Origin of the sequence: Serratia sp. JSRIV004 (assembly GCF_019968705.1) — a bacterium.
GTDB classification, from domain to species: domain Bacteria; phylum Pseudomonadota; class Gammaproteobacteria; order Enterobacterales; family Enterobacteriaceae; genus Chania; species Chania fonticola_B.
In genome coordinates, this window is sequence record NZ_CP074140.1 from 3,776,936 (window position 1) to 3,793,450 (window position 16,515).

17 protein-coding genes and 1 tRNA gene are annotated in these 16,515 nt (G+C 56.6%); 13 read left to right on the forward strand and 5 right to left on the reverse strand.

What is annotated here, in order from left to right:
• Window position 1 precedes the first annotated feature (1 nt).
• The 8 genes from paaF to paaY all read left to right on the forward strand — a co-directional run bounded on the left by paaF (window position 2) and on the right by paaY (window position 8,160).
• The gene (paaF, locus tag KGP21_RS18180; protein WP_059201133.1) at window positions 2-775 is read left to right on the forward strand and encodes a 2,3-dehydroadipyl-CoA hydratase PaaF; all 774 of its coding nucleotides are present in this window, start codon (window positions 2-4) and stop codon (window positions 773-775) included.
• A 3-nt stretch (window positions 776-778) separates the two neighbouring features.
• Window positions 779-1,570: a 2-(1,2-epoxy-1,2-dihydrophenyl)acetyl-CoA isomerase PaaG gene (gene paaG / locus KGP21_RS18185; protein WP_021805752.1), complete on the forward strand. Its 792-nt coding sequence runs from the start codon at window positions 779-781 to the stop codon at window positions 1,568-1,570.
• A 14-nt stretch (window positions 1,571-1,584) separates the two neighbouring features.
• Window positions 1,585-3,114 carry a 3-hydroxyacyl-CoA dehydrogenase gene (locus KGP21_RS18190; RefSeq protein WP_223535929.1) on the forward strand — a complete coding sequence of 510 codons (1,530 nt, stop codon included), beginning with the start codon at window positions 1,585-1,587 and terminating at the stop codon, window positions 3,112-3,114.
• A complete protein-coding gene (gene paaI, locus KGP21_RS18195) occupies window positions 3,114-3,554 on the forward strand; it encodes a hydroxyphenylacetyl-CoA thioesterase PaaI (protein ID WP_024485592.1) in 441 nt (146 codons plus the stop codon). The genes KGP21_RS18190 and paaI overlap by 1 nt, the downstream gene beginning before the upstream one ends.
• The gene (gene pcaF / locus KGP21_RS18200; protein ID WP_223498005.1) at window positions 3,551-4,756 is read left to right on the forward strand and encodes a 3-oxoadipyl-CoA thiolase; all 1,206 of its coding nucleotides are present in this window, start codon (window positions 3,551-3,553) and stop codon (window positions 4,754-4,756) included. Before paaI ends, pcaF begins: the two co-directional genes overlap by 4 nt.
• Window positions 4,757-4,775: 19 nt before the next feature.
• Window positions 4,776-6,083, forward strand: coding sequence for a phenylacetate--CoA ligase PaaK (paaK, locus tag KGP21_RS18205; RefSeq protein ID WP_021180882.1), 1,308 nt, complete (start codon window positions 4,776-4,778; stop codon window positions 6,081-6,083).
• Between the two features lie 526 nt (window positions 6,084-6,609).
• Window positions 6,610-7,551, forward strand: coding sequence for a phenylacetic acid degradation operon negative regulatory protein PaaX (gene paaX, locus KGP21_RS18210; RefSeq protein ID WP_021805757.1), 942 nt, complete (start codon window positions 6,610-6,612; stop codon window positions 7,549-7,551).
• 12 nt (window positions 7,552-7,563) lie between these two features.
• Window positions 7,564-8,160, forward strand: coding sequence for a phenylacetic acid degradation protein PaaY (gene paaY, locus KGP21_RS18215; RefSeq protein WP_021805758.1), 597 nt, complete (start codon window positions 7,564-7,566; stop codon window positions 8,158-8,160).
• A gap of 29 nt (window positions 8,161-8,189) precedes the next feature.
• Here paaY and KGP21_RS18220 read toward each other — a convergent pair whose 3' ends face one another.
• From KGP21_RS18220 to KGP21_RS18240, 5 genes are all read right to left on the reverse strand, one after another.
• Complete coding sequence (locus tag KGP21_RS18220) at window positions 8,190-9,593, reverse strand: amino acid permease (RefSeq protein WP_021180879.1); 1,404 nt, start codon at window positions 9,591-9,593, stop codon at window positions 8,190-8,192.
• 15 nt (window positions 9,594-9,608) lie between these two features.
• Complete coding sequence (locus tag KGP21_RS18225; protein ID WP_223535930.1) at window positions 9,609-10,793, reverse strand: amino acid aminotransferase; 1,185 nt, start codon at window positions 10,791-10,793, stop codon at window positions 9,609-9,611.
• Between the two features lie 62 nt (window positions 10,794-10,855).
• Window positions 10,856-11,227, reverse strand: a complete 372-nt coding sequence (locus tag KGP21_RS18230; protein WP_021805760.1) for a RidA family protein — start codon at window positions 11,225-11,227, stop codon at window positions 10,856-10,858.
• Window positions 11,211-12,026 (reverse strand): alpha/beta hydrolase, encoded by an 816-nt coding sequence (locus tag KGP21_RS18235; protein WP_021805761.1) that lies wholly within the window; start codon window positions 12,024-12,026, stop codon window positions 11,211-11,213. Before KGP21_RS18235 ends, KGP21_RS18230 begins: the two co-directional genes overlap by 17 nt.
• A 224-nt stretch (window positions 12,027-12,250) precedes the next feature.
• Window positions 12,251-13,156 carry a LysR family transcriptional regulator gene (locus tag KGP21_RS18240; protein WP_021805762.1) on the reverse strand — a complete coding sequence of 302 codons (906 nt, stop codon included), beginning with the start codon at window positions 13,154-13,156 and terminating at the stop codon, window positions 12,251-12,253.
• Between the two features lie 101 nt (window positions 13,157-13,257).
• On the opposite strand from KGP21_RS18240, the gene KGP21_RS18245 reads away from it, so the two are divergent.
• The 5 genes from KGP21_RS18245 (at window position 13,258) to KGP21_RS18265 (ending at window position 16,482) form a co-directional block, all read left to right on the forward strand.
• Window positions 13,258-13,884 (forward strand): glutathione S-transferase family protein, encoded by a 627-nt coding sequence (locus KGP21_RS18245; RefSeq protein ID WP_037375410.1) that lies wholly within the window; start codon window positions 13,258-13,260, stop codon window positions 13,882-13,884.
• A 1-nt stretch (window position 13,885) separates the two neighbouring features.
• Window positions 13,886-14,809, forward strand: a complete 924-nt coding sequence (locus KGP21_RS18250; protein WP_179249053.1) for a pyridoxamine 5'-phosphate oxidase family protein — start codon at window positions 13,886-13,888, stop codon at window positions 14,807-14,809.
• A gap of 172 nt (window positions 14,810-14,981) precedes the next feature.
• Complete coding sequence (locus tag KGP21_RS18255) at window positions 14,982-15,206, forward strand: YdcH family protein (RefSeq protein ID WP_021180872.1); 225 nt, start codon at window positions 14,982-14,984, stop codon at window positions 15,204-15,206.
• 318 nt (window positions 15,207-15,524) lie between these two features.
• A complete protein-coding gene (gene mtfA, locus KGP21_RS18260; protein ID WP_021805763.1) occupies window positions 15,525-16,313 on the forward strand; it encodes a DgsA anti-repressor MtfA in 789 nt (262 codons plus the stop codon).
• A gap of 93 nt (window positions 16,314-16,406) precedes the next feature.
• A tRNA-Asn gene (locus KGP21_RS18265) sits at window positions 16,407-16,482 on the forward strand.
• Window positions 16,483-16,515: the final 33 nt, after the last annotated feature.

Below are 16,515 nucleotides of genomic sequence, written 5' to 3' on the forward strand. Positions count from 1 at the left end.
GATGGAAACCCCTTGGATCCTGCGCGAACAGCAGCAACGCGTGGTCACACTGACGCTGCACCGCCCCGATGCCCGCAACGCCTTGAGCACCGCCTGCCTGGAGCAGTTGGTTTATCAACTGGAACAGGCCGATAGCGATACCGACGTCGGTGCCGTAGTGATCGCCGGTGCCGCCCGGTTCTTCGCCGCCGGTGCCGATCTGCGCGAATTGCAGCAACAGGATGTCGCCGCCACCCAGCTCGATCACCGCCCTTTGCTATGGCAGCGCTTGGCCCAGTTCAGCAAACCCTTGCTGGCGGCGGTCAACGGTTACGCGCTCGGTGCTGGCTGTGAGCTGGCTCTGTCCTGCGACATTACGATTTGCGGCGAAAGCGCTCGCTTCGGCCTGCCGGAAATCACTTTAGGCCTGATACCCGGAGCCGGTGGTACTCAACGCCTGATCCGCAGCGTGGGCAAGTCCCGCGCCTATCAAATGGTGCTGACCGGTGAAGCCATAGACGCCCGCTGCGCACTGCAAGCCGGGCTGGTGAGCGAGGTTTGCGTCGACGCATTAACGCTGGAGCGTACTCAACAACTGGCCCAACGCATCAGCCAACAGGCGCCGCTGGCGCTGCGCGCGGCCAAACAGGCGCTAAAACAGGCGCAGGAAACTGGCCTCAGCCAAGGCTTGCAGATGGAACGCCAGCAGTTTGTCACCCTGGCCGCCACCGAAGATCGCCGGGAAGGCATTGCCGCCTTCTTCGAAAAACGTACACCGAACTATCAAGGGCGCTGATTTATGGAAAACGCATTCATTCTTAGCCACATCGAAGCCGGGGTGTTGACCATTACCCTGAACCGCCCCGACCGGCTCAACAGCTTTAACGATGAAATGCACCACCAGCTCAGCGAGGCGCTGACCGTAGCCGAACGCGATGACAGCGTGCGTTGCGTGCTGATCACCGGTGCCGGGCGTGGCTTCTGCGCCGGGCAGGATCTGAACGATCGTAACGTCAGTGTGGATCAGGCTCCTCCGGATCTTGGGCTGTCCGTAGAACGTTTTTACAACCCGCTGATCCGCCGCCTGAGCGCGCTACCCAAGCCGATCGTCTGCGCGGTTAACGGCGTTGCTGCCGGAGCGGGTGCCGCGCTGGCAATGGCCTGCGACATCGTGGTGGCCGCCGACAACGCCAGCTTCATCCAATCCTTCTGCAAACTGGGCCTGGTGCCAGACTCCGGCGGCAGTTGGTATCTACCCCGCCTGGCCGGGCATGCGCGAGCCATGGGTATGGCGCTGCTGGGGGACAAAATCAGCGCTCAGCAGGCGCTGGAGTGGGGAATGATCTGGCAGGTCGTGGCTGCCGCCGAGCTGGCCGACCACACCCAGAGCATGGCCAAACAGCTTGCTACCCAACCTACCTACGGCCTGGGGCTGATTAAAAAAGCCATGTACAGCTCGGCCAGCAATACGCTCGACCAGCAGCTCGATTTAGAGCGCGATTTACAGCGCCTGGGTGGCCGTAGTGAAGACTATCGCGAAGGCGTCAGCGCCTTCTTCGCCAAACGTTCACCGAACTTCAGCGGGAAATAGCCATGAGAGAGAAAATGGCGATAAATACCCTAGCCACCTCCGCAACGGTGGCCGTGATTGGTGCTGGAACCATGGGGATCGGGATTGCCCAGGTAGCCGCTGCGGCAGGGCATCAGGTCAAGCTGTTCGATATCGCCCTGCCCGCCGCCTCCCGCGCGCTGGAACAGCTCGAGCAACGCCTACGCAAACGGGTCGAGGCAGGTAAAGCCGATGCCCACAGCACCGCAACCCTGCTGGGACATATTCAGTTGACTGGCTCGTTGAGCGATCTGGCCGACTGCAGCCTGGTGATCGAAGCGGTGGCGGAAAAGCTGGCGATCAAACAGAGCCTTTTTCGCGATCTGGAGGCGATATGCTCCACCAATACGCTGTTTGCCAGCAATACCTCTTCACTCTCTATTACCGCCATCGCTAGCGCGCTTCAGCACCCGCAGCGCATGGCGGGCCTGCACTTCTTCAACCCGGCTCCGCTAATGAAACTGGTGGAGATCGTCGGAGGGCTGGAAACCAGCCCGGAAACGCTGAGCTGCCTGCAAGTCTTGGCTCAGCATTGGGGTAAGCACAGCGTCGTGTGCCGTTCTACGCCAGGCTTTATCGTCAACCGCGTAGCCCGACCTTTCTACGGCGAAACCCTGCGCGCGCTGGAAGAACAGATTGCCGATCCGGCCACCCTTGACGCCGTACTGCGTGATGCCGGTGGTTTCGCCATGGGACCATTGCAACTAACCGACCTGATCGGTCAAGACGTCAACTATGCCGTCACCGAGTCGGTCTATCACGCTTTCTATCAGGACAGCCGTTTTACTCCTTCGCTGGTGCAACAGGAACTGGTGGCTGCCGGGCATTTGGGCCGCAAGATTGGCCGGGGTTTCTACCGCTATGGCAGTGAGCAGGCCGTACCGTCAGCAACTTTTGCTTCGGCGGTAACGGCTGACTTGCCTCATTCCGTCACGTTGCACGGCGACTGGTCGGCCATCGGTGAGTTTGCACAGTTGCTGACGGGAAATGCGGCGGCGATCAAACATTCTGGCCAGACCAGTCCGTTTGCCCGGGTCGATGAAGTTACATTTATGTTAACAAATGGTAAAACGGCAAGCCAAGTCGCCGAAGAAATCGGATCGCCCGTGGTTCTGTTCGACCTGTCCGTCAACTATCAGCACGCCCCCGTTATCGCCATCAGCAGCGCCGAGCAGAACGCGGTGCCGCACACGGCCAAGGTCATCCGCCTGCTGCAATCGCTGGGTAAACAGGTGATCCACCTGCCTGATTATCCGGGCCTGCTGGTGATGCGCACCGTCGCCATGCTGGCTAATGAAGCCCTGGACGTGGTGAATAAAGGCGTGGCCAATGCCGCCGATACCGACGATGCCATGCGGTTTGGCGTCAACTACCCGCAAGGTCCGTTGGCTTGGGGCAGCAAGCTCGGTTGGCAACAAATTCTCACCACGCTGGAAAACCTGCAACGTTATTACGCGGAACCCCGCTATCGCCCAATGCCGCTGCTGCGCCGTTATGCCTCCCATTATTCAGGAGCCAAATGCTGATGAATGCCAACACTCCCCGCGCGCTGGCCCAGCGTTGCGCCGAACAGATGTTTAGCCAAGATACCTGCGCACAGGCAATGGATATGCGCATCGATGCCGTGGATGCCGGCATGGCCAAAGTCAGCATGACCGTCGGCCCACAGATGCTCAATGGCCACCAGACCTGTCACGGTGGCCAACTGTTCAGCCTGGCAGATACCGCCTTTGCTTATGCCTGCAACAGTCAGGGGCTGGCGGCGGTCGCTTCTGGCTGCACCATCGATTTTATCCGCCCTGCACTGGCAGGCGACCGCCTAACCGCATGCGCGGAAGTGCGTCATCAGGGTAAAACCACCGGATTATACGACGTTGAGATCGTTAACCAACTGGGGAAAACCGTCGCCTGGTTCCGTGGCCGTGCCCATCGGTTGGGCCACAGCATTTTGGGAGAGCAGCCATGAACCAGGCCTTTATTTGCGACGGCGTCCGCACGCCGATTGGCCGTTACGGCGGCGCACTGGCAAACGTGCGGGCTGACGATTTAGCTGCCCTACCGCTGCGTGCTCTGCTAGAGCGCCACCCTAATGTGGATTGGTCGCGGGTGGATGACGTGATCCTCGGCTGCGCCAATCAGGCCGGGGAAGACAACCGCAATCTGGCCCGTATGGCGGCGCTGCTGGCCGGGCTGCCGCAAAACGTTTCCGGTACCACCATCAACCGGCTATGCGGCTCAGGGTTGGATGCGTTGGCAATGGCGGCCCGCAGCATCAAGGCCGGAGAGGCCAACCTGGTCCTGGCCGGAGGAGCCGAATCCATGACCCGTGCCCCGCTGGTAATGGGTAAGGCAGACAGCGCGTTCAGCCGCCAGGCACAGCTGTTTGACACCACTATCGGCTGGCGGTTTGTTAACCCACTGATGCATGAAGCTTTCGGTACCGACTCCATGCCGGAAACCGCCGAAAACGTCGCGGCACAGTTTGGCATCAGCCGTGCCGATCAGGATGCCTTTGCCCTGCGCAGCCAGCAGCGCACCGCTCTGGCACAACAGCGGGGGATCCTGGCACAGGAAATTATCCCGATGAGCCTCAGCGGCAAAAAAGGGGCCATTACTCAGTTCAGCGAAGACGAACATCCGCGTGCAGAAACCACGTTGGAGCAGTTACAGAAACTGAAAACGCCGTTCCGTCAGCCGGGCTGTATCACGGCTGGCAATGCCTCTGGCGTCAACGACGGTGCGGCGGCGCTGATTGTCGCTTCCGAAGCCATGGCCTTGCAGCAAGGTCTGACGCCACGGGCACGCATTGTCGCCACCGCCACCTGCGGCGTGGAGCCACGATTGATGGGGATCGGCCCGCTGCCCGCGACCCGCAAAGTCCTGGAAATTGCCGGATTAAGCCTGGCTCAGATGGACGTCATTGAACTTAACGAAGCATTCGCCGCACAGGCGTTGGCGGTATTGCGCCAGCTTGGTCTGCCGGATGATGCCGAACGGGTCAATCCCAACGGGGGGGCCATCGCGCTTGGCCATCCATTGGGCATGAGCGGTGCTCGCCTGGCGCTGGCCGCCCTGTTTGAGCTGGAACGTCGCGCTGGCCGCTACGCACTGTGCACCATGTGCATTGGCGTCGGTCAGGGCATTGCCATGATTATTGAGCGTGTCTAACACCTGCGAGGCTAAAAAGATGACTACAAATCCACGGCCCATCGACGCGATTGAATTTGCTTCACGCGACGAAATCGAAGCATTACAACTGGAACGCCTGCAATGGACCCTGCACCATGCCTACAACAACGTACCTATGTATCAGCGCAAGTTCAATCAGGCCGGCGTTCACCCGAGCGATCTGAAGCAACTGAGCGATCTGGCGTTGTTCCCCTACACCACCAAGCAGGATCTGCGTGACAACTATCCTTTCGACACCTTTGCCGTGCCGATGGAACAGGTGGTACGCATTCATGCTTCATCTGGTACCACAGGCCGCCCGACGGTAGTCGGTTATACCCAGCGGGATATCGATAACTGGGCCGATATTGTCGCCCGCTGCCTGCGCTCTGCCGGAGCCACGGCCAAAGACAAAATCCACGTTGCCTACGGTTACGGCCTGTTTACCGGCGGGCTGGGTGCGCACTATGGCGCAGAACGCCTGGGTGCGACGGTGATCCCGATGTCCGGCGGCCAGACGGAGAAGCAGGTGCAGCTGATCCTGGATTTCAAACCCGACGTGATCATGGTGACTCCGTCCTACTGCCTGACGCTGATCGACGAGTTGGAACGCAAAATGGGCGGCGATGCACGCAACTGCTCCCTGCGTTTGGGCGTGTTTGGTGCAGAACCCTGGACAGAATCTCTACGCCATGAGATCGAGTCACGCATGGGGATCAAGGCGCTGGATATCTACGGCCTTTCCGAAGTGATGGGGCCAGGCGTGGCGATGGAGTGTGCCGAAAGCGGCGGCGGCCCGACCATCTGGGAAGACCACTTCCTGCCAGAGATCATCAACCCGGAGACGGGTGCGATACAGACTGACGGCGAGCATGGCGAACTGGTTTTCACCACGCTGACCAAAGAGGCGCTACCGGTGATCCGCTATCGTACGCGCGACCTCACCCACCTAATGCCAGGGGATGCCCGCAACATGCGCCGGATGGGCAAAATCACCGGCCGTTCCGACGATATGCTGATCATTCGCGGCGTGAACGTGTTCCCTTCACAGGTCGAAGAACAGATTATGCAGTTCGAGCATCTGTCGCCGCATTATCAACTGCAGGTGAGCCGTGCCGGGCATCTGGATACCTTGGCGGTACGGGTGGAACTGAAAGAGTCGGCGCTTACGCTCAGCCACCAGCAGCGTTGCGATATCTGCCACCAACTGCGTCACCATATCAAATCGATAGTCGGGGTCAGCACCGACGTCAGCATTGCCAACTGTGGCGATATTCCTCGCTCGGAAGGCAAGGCCCAGCGGGTGATCGATCTGCGACCAAGGTGATTTTTCCCCTCACCCTAACCCTCTCCCAAAGGAGAGGGGACCGATCGAGTGCGCTTGAAATTAGAGTGACTCACCTTAGATAGGGGACCGATCGAGTGTGTTTGAAATTAGAGTGATTCACCTTGGATGAGATGAAGAGAAGCCCTAGTTTGCTGAGATTATCGTTTTACTTCCAAACGAGCAGGAGCTATCAGCTCCCTCTCCCTGTGTGGGAGGGACCGAACGAGTTTGCTGAGATTATCACTTTACTTCCAAACGAGCAGGGGCTATCAGCTCCCTCTCCCTGTGTGGGAGGGACCGAACGAGTTTGCTGAGATTATCACTTTACTTCCAAACGAGCAGGGGCTATCAGCTCCCTCTCCCTGTGTGGGAGGGACCGAACGAGTTTGCTGAGATTATCACTTTACTTCCAAACGAGCAGGGGCTATCAGCTCCCTCTCCCTGTGGGAGAGGGTTGGGGTGAGGGGCAAGCCTTTGTCGTTTATGCTAATGTCGTGTCTCAGCAAAGGCTTACCCAGGGAAAAATATGGAACATAAACTGGACGACTTTATCCGCCATGCGTTAAGTGCCCAACCGATCAGCGGCACCTCGCTGATCATCTCACTCTACGGTGATGCGCTGAGCCATCGCGGTGGTGAGGTGTGGCTGGGCAGCTTGAGCGCACTGCTGGAAGCCCTGGGCTTCGGCGATCGTTTCGTGCGTACCTCGGTATTTCGTTTGCAAAAAGAGGGTTGGCTGGACGTAGAGAAGATCGGGCGGCGCAGCTATTACCGCGTTACCGAACAGGGTATGCGCCAGTTTCGCCATGCCGAATCCAAAATCTACCTCAGCGAACAGCCACAGTGGGACGGCAAGTGGGAGCTACTGCTGTTGGAAAGTGCGGGAAAAACCGAGCGTGCACGGCTGAAAAAAGAGCTGGGCTGGCTGGGCTTTGGCCAGATCGCCAATAACCTGATGGCCGCCCCCACTCATGCGCAAACCGACGTCGCCGCCCTGCTCGGCGAGCTCAACGCCAGTGAACAGGTGATCTACTTCCGTGCCGACTATCCCTATAACCGTTCCGAACAGACGCTGCGCCAAATGGTCGCCAACTGCTGGTCGTTGAGCGAGGTAGCCGGTTACTACCATGAGTTTATCGTCTCCTTCCGCCCGTTGATGGCCCTGCTGCGCGAAGCCGATGAGCAGGTACTGACGCCCCTGCGATGCTTTCAGATTAAGCTATTATTAATCCACTTTTTCCGCCGCGTGGTGTTGAAAGATCCTCTGCTGCCAGATGCCCTGTTACCCGCTCAATGGGAGGGCCAAATCGCCCGCAACCTGTGCATCAATATCTATCAGCGAGTGGATCGCGCCGCGACGGAATATGTCAGCGCTTTGGCAGAAACCTCCATCGGCACCTTACCTGCACCCAGTGCCGGTTACTATCGCCGCTTTGGCGGACTGCCGCGCGATCCCACTACATTTTGAGGAGTTTGCGCTATGCCCGTGTATCAGATTGACGGCTTGACGCCGGTGGTCGATCCCAGCAGCTATGTTCACCCCACTGCGGTCCTGATTGGCGACGTGATTATCGGCAAAGGCGTCTACATCGGCCCCAATGCCAGCCTGCGCGGCGACTTTGGGCGCATTGTGGTCGAAGACGGTGCCAACGTGCAGGATAACTGCGTGATGCACGGCTTCCCGCTGCAGGACACGGTAGTGGAACAAGATGGGCATATCGGCCACAGCGCCATATTGCACGGCTGCCGCGTGCGCCGTAACGCGATGATTGGCATGAATGCCGTCATCATGGACGGTGCGGTCATTGGTGAGAACTCCATCGTCGGCGCGGGTTCCTTCGTCAAGGCCGCCGCGGAGATTGGCGCCAACCAACTGGTGATTGGCAGCCCGGCAAGGGTGATCCGCGAACTGACCGAACAGGAATTAGCCTGGAAACGCACTGGCACACTCCAGTATCAGGAGTTAGTCTTACGCTGCAAAAACAGCCTGAAAGAAGTGGCCCCTCTCTCTGAACCAGAGCCAGGCCGCCAACGTCTGAACTTCGGCGACCACATCATCCCCAAAAGCCAGCTTTAGTGCTTGGCCGGGCCGCAGCCCGGTCAACATTACTCCAAACTCTGTACCGGTGCTTCAGCTGCAACCGATGCCTGCCCTCGTCGACTGTAAAAATAGATGGCGACTAGCAGCGCGGTGAAGGGAATGCCAAACCACAGCGTCATTCTAAAGAAGTCCGTGAACAACGTGGTTATCATCAAGCCAGCCATCAGGAGCGCCCCCGCCAAGGTAAAGTAAGGATAACCCCACATGCGGAACTTGAGGTGCGTCTGCGTATGCTGGCGGCGGAAGAACAGGTGGGTAACAAAGATCATCAGCCAGGTGAAACAGGCACCGTACACCGAGATCGACATCATCACCGCGAACGATTGCTCTGGGGCGGCAATACTCAGCACGATAGAGACAATAATCCCCACGCAGGAGAGCGCCAACGCATTGACCGGAATCCCCCGTTTGCTAAGCCGCCCCAGCGCCGCCGGAGCCTGCCCGGCACGGGACAGTGAAAACATCATGCGGGTGGTGATATACAGCTGGCTGTTCATGGCAGACAGTGCAGCAATCAGTACCACAAAGTTAAAGATCCCGGCGGCGGCAGGCAGATGGATCACGTTCATCGCCACCAGGAACGGGCTTTCACCAGTGCCAGACTGCCGCCACGGTACGATGGCCAGCATCAGCGCTATCGACATCATATAGAAGATAAACAGCCGCAGAATGGTGCCTTTAAACGCGCTTTTCACGGCAACCACCGGGTTTTTCGCTTCCCCTGCGGCAACCGCGATCATCTCAATACTCAGATAGCTGAATATCGATACGATCACCGCAAACCACATGCCTTTCACCCCGAACGGGAAGAAGCCACCGTTGTCGGTGAAGTTACGGATGCCGAAGGTCGGGTTGGCGGAAAACGCCAGGATGCCGATGCCAATCATGATAAACGCTGAAATGGCCACCACCTTGACGGTAGAGAGGGCGTACTCCACCTGGCCAAAAGACTTGACCCCAACCACGTTGACGACGATCACCGCCGCCGAGAACAACAGCACCCACGGCCAGATCGGCGTACCTGGGAACCAGAACTGCATATACATGCCGATGGCGGTCACCTCGGTGCCCACCGCCAACACCACGCAAGACCAATAGGAATAGCGCACCAGAAAGCCAAACAGCGGGCTGAGATAGAACTCTGCATAATCGCCGAACGATCCTGGGGTTGGGTGCTCGGAGGTCATTTCCGCCAGGCATCCCATCAGCAGCAGCGCAATCACCCCGCCGATGAAATAGCTCAGCAATACGCTTGGCCCAGCCATCTGGATCGCGTAAGCACTCCCCAGAAACAGGCCGGTACCAATGGCCCCACCGATCGCCAGCATCGACATCTGCCCGGCGGTCAGGTGCTTTTTCAGCCCATCCTGCCGCTGGGCGATAGCGTCAAAACGTTTCGCATCTTTCATGGTTGCTCACCTTTTCTATGCGGTACGGGTAACGTCAAGGATGGCGGCGGTCACATAGTCCAGGTTTTGCTGGTTCAGGCCAGGCAGACACATCCTGCCGGGCGCCACCAGATAAATGGAATATTGCTGCCGCAGTTGACCGAGCTGGCGTTCATTCAACCCGGTGTAGCTGAACATGCCCTTTTGATCGCGAATGCGGGTGTAGTCCAGCGTGGTACCGCCCTGCTCCAGGCCAGCAGCCAGGCCAACGCGCATCTGTTTGATGCGTTGGCGCATGGTGGTCAACTCACTGGCCCACTGTTGGTATAGCTGCGGGTCTGCCAGCAGGGTTTCCACAATCTGGCTACCGTGAGTCGGTGGGCAGGAATAACTGCGGCGGATCAGCGTCTTCAATGCACCTTTTACGTTCGCCGTAGCCTCGGCCGTAGCGCAGCGCACCGATAGCCCCCCTAAACGCTGGCCATACAGCGCCACGTTCTTGGAAAAGGAGTTGCTGACCAGAAAATCCACGTCGGTTTTCAACATCGCCCGCAGCGCGAAGCAGTCTTCGTCCAGCCCATCGCCAAAACCTTGATACGCGATGTCAAAGAAAGGCAGTAGCCGACGCTGTTGCACCACATCGATCACCCTTTGCCATTGCGCCGGGCTGAGATCGGTGCCGGTGGGGTTATGGCAGCACGGATGCAGCAATACCACTGCCCCCTCCGGCAAAGTGGAGAGCATGTCGAGCATGGCTTCCAAACGCAGTTGGCCAGACGCATCGTCAAAATACGGGTAGGTATTCACCTTCAGCCCTGCCCCTTCAAATATCGCCCAGTGGTTGGCCCAGGTAGGATCGGAAACCCAGATTTCGCGGCGCGCCAGATAGTGATAAATAAAATCGGCACCCAGTTTCAGTGCGCCAGAGCCACCCACACTTTGTACCGTAGCAATACGGTCCGCCGGTTCACCAAACAGCAGCGTCTGGATCTGGCGGGCAAACAGTGCAGAACCTTCGATTGGCGGGTAAGTATGTGGCCGCTGTTGTTCCAGTAAACGCTGTTCGGCAATATGTACGGCCTGCATCAAGGGAATATTACCCTGATGGTCGTAATACAGGCCTATACCCAAGTTAACCTTTTGCGGATTAGCATCCTGCATATAGGCTTCCATCAGTGACATAATAGGATCGGGCGTTGACGGGGTAATATGTGCGAACATAGATTATCCTTAACTCATTATGTAATGAATCAGCAGGTGAATATTATTTTATGAAGATTTAATTACGCTGTGGCGCTAACGGTGATTTCTATTTTCATTCCTGGCACCACCAATTTATCAACAATCACCGTTGAGCGGTTGGGATACGGATAATTAAAATACTGTTGATAGATTTTATCGAGCAGTTTAACGTCATTAACATCGGTAAGATAAACAATAACCTGTAATACATTATCGCTATGGCTATTGGCGGCCTTCAGCGTGGTGGCTAAATTATCAAACGTCAGCGTAATTTGTTTTTCCGGATCGCCGGTTTCAATAGTGCCATCCTGGCGGACCGGGCCATGGGCGGTGAATAACATCCCGCCGCCTTTGGTCGCCCAGGAAAAAGGTTGCCCGATCTCCGGCAGGCCGGTTTCAATGACTGTGCGCATCAAGATACTCTCCATCGGTAAGCAGGAAACGGTGCAGAGCGCCATCGGCGGCAAAGACCGCATCCAGCACGCTGTAATGATTAGCACCGGGGAGCGCATAACGGCTAACCGGCAGCCCCTGCGCCCGCAATGCGGAATAATAATAAAGCGATTGCCCAATCAGCTCCGGCAGTTCCGCCGCGCCGTAAAACAGCACCATGGGCTTCAAAGATAGCGGTATATTACGCGCCGGGCTTAAGGCCTCTATCTGCTGGGTGGTCAGCTTTAGCTGTTGGTTTACGTAGCTCGCCAGCAGCGGCTGTAACTCAAAAATGCCGCTGATGGGAAACACCGCCTGCACCCGCGGATGGTGTTGCCAATACGCTGCCAAATGTCCACCGGCAGAATGACCCGTGAGATAAACCGGTTTATCGCCACGCGGCTTCAGCCGCCGCTCGATGGCATCCAGCGCGCCCCCAATTTGCTGACAAATATCGGCCAAGTTAGCCGCTGGCGCCAGGGTATATTCCACCAGTACCACATCAAAACCTAATGACAATGGCGTGCTGGCAATAAAAGCAAAATCCTGCTTATCACAAAACTGCCAATAGCCGCCGTGAATAAATATTATCGTGCCTTTATATTCTTCAGTTGAATAAAACCAGTCAAAAACTTCACGCGGCGCATCCCCATAAGCCATATTCAACTCATGGCGTTGCTGTTGGTAAACTCGCTGACTGCGTGATTGAAATGAGAGCAGGATCTCGTTTTCATCAGCCACCGTCGTTGCGTTATCGTAACTGCCCGCTAAAAGTTTCATATATTAAACTTTGTTTATTATTTAAGATGTGAGTTAACTATTAGCAACATGTTAAAATATTGTCAAGACAGCGCATGCGGCAATGCGTGTTCGGCGAGATAAATTTATTTTTTCCGGCAATAAGTTTCACTGGTTAAACATTTAGAGGTTATTTTAAAGTTTCATCCATGAAACTCGAAAATAAATTGAGGATAAAGGATAAGTGGGCGCAGCATGCCTCGCCCCTACGGGCGAGCCGGTTGTATTTGCGCAATTTGGCTGAGGTGCTGATAAGCGTAATCCCAAAAGGTACGCACCTTCAGCGGCATGTATTGCACATTATTCGCCACCAGTTGCACCGGCACTGGCATGGGCTCGTAGGCGGCCAGCAGCCGCACCAGCGTACCATTGGCCAGATCGTCCGCCACCTGATAAGACAGTAGCCTTGCGATCCCCTTGCCTGCCCGCACCGCCAACAGTTGAGTTTCCACCTCGTTCAACAACAAGCGCGGCGTCAAACGTACTCGCTCACCGTTTTCGTCAGGCCCAAAGCGCCATTCACCTGACGTCGGACGTAAAGTGCCGACAATAGTGTCATGATCGCTCAACTGCGCCGGTTCCAGCGGCTCCCCTCGTTGCGCCAGATAGGCTGGGCTAGCCACGGTGATGCGTGTCACCTCTCCAAGCTTACGCGCCACCTTGGAGGAATCCTGCAAATGCCCGATGCGCACCGCCACATCCAGCCCTTCATCGATCAGCTCCAGATTGCGGTCATTTAACTGCATGTCGATGTGGATTTGCGGGTAACGTTCGAGAAAAGCCATCACCATCGGTGCCACATGCTTGCGCCCAAACTGTACCGGCGAAGTAATACGCAGCAGTCCGCTCAGTTGAGCCTCTGCGGTATCCATTACCGCACCTTGATAGTCATGCAACAGAGCACGCGCGCGTTCGGCTAAACGCAAACCGGCCTCCGTAGGTGCCAGACGCCGGGTAGTGCGTTCCACCAGCCGCGCCCCCAACCGCTGCTCCAAAGCAGCGATAGCTCGGGTTACCGCCGGAGCGGAACGGCGCAGCTTGCGGGCCGCACCGGCCAAACTCCCCTGCTGGATCACCGCCACAAAAATCGCCAACTCGTCCAAACGATCCATAGATTATTCCGCCAAGTGAAATTATCAATTGCCATCTTCCCGGATACCCATCATCTGGCGCAAGAGTATTCTGGTCAGCAAGACCATAAAGGAGACTCACCATGCAAACGTTGAAACTATACGGCACTCCGGCCTCTGGCCATTGCCACCGCGTCGAGTTGCTATTGCGGATGCTAGATCTGCCTTATGAGTATTGCGAAGCCCCGGCCTCGGTGCGCCGCAGCGAGGCGTTCCTGAGGCTTAATCCCGTTGGACAAATCCCGGTATTGCTGGCCGATGAGCAGGTATTGAGCGACAGCAACGCCATCATGGTGTACCTGGTCAAACGCTATGCGCCGGATAGCCACTGGTTGCCAGAAGATCCGTTGGCAGCAGCCCAAGTTCAAGCCTGGCTTTCCAAAGCGGCCGGAGAGGTGCGCTATGGCCCCGCATCTTGTCGGATGGTGGTGCAATTTTCTGCGCCAGAGAACTACCCGTCTGCACAAGCCATCGGCGCACGCTTTCTACCCCAGTTAGAGCAACATTTGGCAGAACGCGAGTTTTTGGCAACGTCTTTGCCAACGATTGCCGATCTGGCCTGTTACAGCTACGTGGCGGCCGCCCCAGAAGGTGGACTTTCCCTCAAGTCCTTCCCGGCAATCCAGCGTTGGCTAGATCGTATTGCCGCGCTACCCGGGTTCTTCCCCATGCCTGCGTTACCCCTGCCTGACCAGGCTGTAGGCCAATAACATGTCTCCCTCCATGTTTCATCCCGATGAGCAGTTGGCGCAGGACCTGGCCGGTTTTGATGCGGTGAGCGGGAATATCTATACCGCCATGCCCGATCAACATCGCGAGTTCTTCGCTCACCTGCCCTACCTGTTTGTTGCCACACTGGATGAGCGGCAGTGGCCGGTTGCTACGGTGTTCAGTGGGCCTGCCGGCTTTTTGCGCTCGCCAGATGAAGCACATTTGCGGATCGTTTCACCACGCCGGGCGGACGATCCTGCTCAGGCAGCGCTCTATCCCGGCCAACCCGTCGGCGCATTAGGATTAGATTTCAGTAACCGCAGGCGCAACCGGGTTAACGGCATCATTAGCCGCACGGATAAAAACCGCGTGGAGATTACGGTGCAACAAAGCTTTGGCAACTGCCCACAGTACATTCAACGGCGAGAGCTGTTCACCGATCCGAGCGTTGCCGCACCCATTGAGCAGTTGAGTTCGTTAGACGATCAGGCCCGGCAGTTGATCCAACAGGCGGATACCTGCTTTGTGGCCAGCTATGCCCACGGTGATTCAGCGCAAGGTGGCGTAGATATCTCGCATCGCGGCGGTAAACCGGGGTTCATCCATCTGGCTGGAGAAACCCTGTGGATACCGGACTTTCGCGGTAACCGTTATATGAATACGCTAGGAAACCTGCTGGCACAGCCGAGGGCGGCGCTGTTGTTTATCGATTTTGCACGCGGGGACATTCTACATTTGCAAGGGGAAACCCAGATCTTATGGCAGGCGGAAAACGAAGCCGTCGAAGGAGCCGAGCGCTACTGGCGATTTGATATCACCAGTGCATGGCGTTTTCGCCAGGCACTGGGCTGGCGCGGCAGAAACGTTGAGTTCTCTCCGGCAACGTTACGCACGGGTATTTGGCAAAATCACGCAGAAAGCTAAACGGTCGCGCATGCTCGCCCTATCCCCATTCAGCGACATTGCCACGCTGTCATCAATCTGCACTGCAGGATCTATTTTTGCTAGCTAGCGCCATTTTAAATAAATCCACGCTGGGTTACAGTGAAAGTGGAGAAGCCCTCCAGTGTACAGTTTGACTCAAAGGAGCTTGAGTATGTTTCCAGAATACCGTGAGTTAATATCGCACCTGAAATCAAGCCACCCCCGCTTCCAGTCATTGTTTGATAAGCACAACCAACTCGACCACCAAATCTCCAGGTTAGAAGGGCCTGCAGGCAACGGCTACTCTGACGAGGTGGTTCGCTTGAAAAAAGAGAAGCTACATATCAAGGATGAGTTACACAAAATACTAAAGGCAGAGGAAGCCGCGGCCAAGTAGCGCATGCCGATCCCCGCGCTACTGCGGGGATCACCGCTTGAGCGCCATTAAACCCATTGGTATAAAATTGCTTATTTATCGTTTCCATTCCATTCTTCGGGACGTTGGTCACAGACAAAGTTAAGCGTAAGTGATTGAATAGTAGCGCAGAGCAAGGTTTTAATCCGCATAGCGGGTAGCCTTGAGACGGTTTGCAAGGCCGTCGCGTTCAGCCACTCCGGCAGCTCTGCGTGAAACGCTTGCTATAGTGCCCCCTTTTGCGGCATGTTGACATTATCAGCCCCAGCCGAATGTTCCAGTGACCCTTAGAGCAACGCAATGATTAAATGGCCGTGGAAAGCAAATCAAGCGCAGGCGGAAACGTTTGCCGACTGGCAGGAAGCCCTGTCCATTCCCCTGCTCTCACCTTTGGATGAGCAAGAGCAGCGGCGTTTGGTGGCGGTTGCCAGCCAGATTTTGCAAAATAAACGCATCGTGCCTTTACAAGGGTTGGAAGTGACATCCCTGATGCAGGCGCGTATTGCCCTGCTGTTTGCGTTGCCGGTGATGGAACTGGGGGCAGAATGCCTGGACGGTTTTAACGAAGTCCTGCTCTACCCAACCCCGTTCGTGGTGGAAGATGAATGGCAGGATGATATTGGTCTGGTGCATTCCGGGCCGGTGGTACAAGCGGGCCAAAGCTGGGAACAGGGGCCTATCGTACTCAACTGGCTAGACGTGCAAGACTCCTTCGACCTTTCCGGCTTCAACCTGGTGATCCATGAAGCGGTGCACAAACTGGATATGCGTAATGGCGGCACCGCTACCGGCGTACCCCCAATCCCGCTGCGCGATATCGCCGCCTGGGAATACGATTTACACGCCGCGATGGAAAACCTGCAGGATGAAATCGATATGGTGGGTGAAGAAGCAGCCAGCATGGATGCCTACGCCGCCAGCGATCCGGCAGAGTGCTTTGCCGTGCTGTCCGAGTACTTCTTCAGTGCCCCTGAACTGCTGGCCAACCGCTTTCCTGAGTTGTACGAGCATTTCTGCCGCTTCTACAAACAAAACCCTCTGGCACGTTTGCAGCGTTGGTATGCAGACAGCGAGCCACAACGGGACTGAGTTTGCTCAGATGATGAGCTGTCGCACCCCCAGAATCAATTTTGCGTTGACACGATCTGCACGGCTGGATATGATGCGCCCCGTTCACACAATTCCTCTGTAGTTCAGTCGGTAGAACGGCGGACTGTTAATCCGTATGTCACTGGTTCGAGTCCAGTCAGAGGAGCCATATTTAGAAAAGCCCGCTTAGTTGCCTAAGCGG